Origin of the sequence: Clostridium sp. AM49-4BH (assembly GCF_003478335.1) — a bacterium.
Classification (GTDB): Bacteria; Bacillota; Clostridia; order Lachnospirales; family Lachnospiraceae; genus Butyribacter.
Window position 1 is genome coordinate 1 of sequence record NZ_QUFB01000146.1, and the last position, 695, is coordinate 695.

A 695-nucleotide genomic window follows, 5' to 3' on the forward strand; every position below is an offset into this window, starting at 1 on the left:
ATGACATGATCCGTCTGCAGGACGGACAAAGGATATCTGCCAACCTGTTCCGCAGGGTCATCCAGGCGGTAGAGTGCTGCATGGAGGGACGGATCTATCAGTATCAGGTACGGCAGACGGCAGTGGATACGTTCGAGATTTTTATGGCAACAGATGGTGAACCGGAAGAGATCGAGGGATTATTCTGTGAATTTATCCGGGACAGCCTGGTAGGGGAGGCGGCGTTTTTATTTCGATATTATGAGCAGCTTCTCCCGGATGAACTGACCGGCAAGTTGAAGTTTTTTTGGTGCATGATACCGGAGCAGACAGGGGATGTAGAAAGTGCTGCAGATCAATAATTAGAGGGAGAGAAAGTGATGGATAGAATGACAGATGGCAGTAGTAACGGCACAATGACAGACAATGCGATGATATTGAAAAAATTATCAGAAATCCTGCGTCGATATGTAGAACCGGATCCGGAGACCGGAGATCCTATAGTGATCACGGAAGAAACCGACATTTTCGAAGATCTGGGGGCGGATTCGCTGATGGTGATGCAGATCATTGCTGATGTGGAGGAGTGTTTTGGTATTACGTTTGATGATGTGGATCTGTTGAGTGAAAATTTCAGCAATACAGGCAGTTTTTGTGAAATGATAGCCAGACAGGTGCGGGAGGGATGACGGATGGGCAGGATGGTCACAACAGAG

Annotated in this window: 2 protein-coding genes; both read left to right on the plus strand. The window is 47.6% G+C overall.

Translation table 11 applies throughout. The annotated features are described in order from the left end of the window. Positions 1-341 (plus strand): hypothetical protein (locus DW981_RS15310; protein ID WP_182434321.1); only part of this gene is annotated, 341 nt, incomplete at its 5' end. An 18-nt stretch (positions 342-359) separates the two neighbouring features. Then, a complete protein-coding gene (locus DW981_RS14820; protein WP_118508264.1) occupies positions 360-668 on the plus strand; it encodes an acyl carrier protein in 309 nt (102 codons plus the stop codon). Positions 669-695 lie beyond the last annotated feature (27 nt).

Bases quoted from the DNA above. Each gene is read 5' to 3' on its own strand.
- DW981_RS14820 (WP_118508264.1), top strand. From the start codon at position 360: ATGGATAGAATGACAGATGGCAGTAGTAACGGCACAATGACAGACAAT.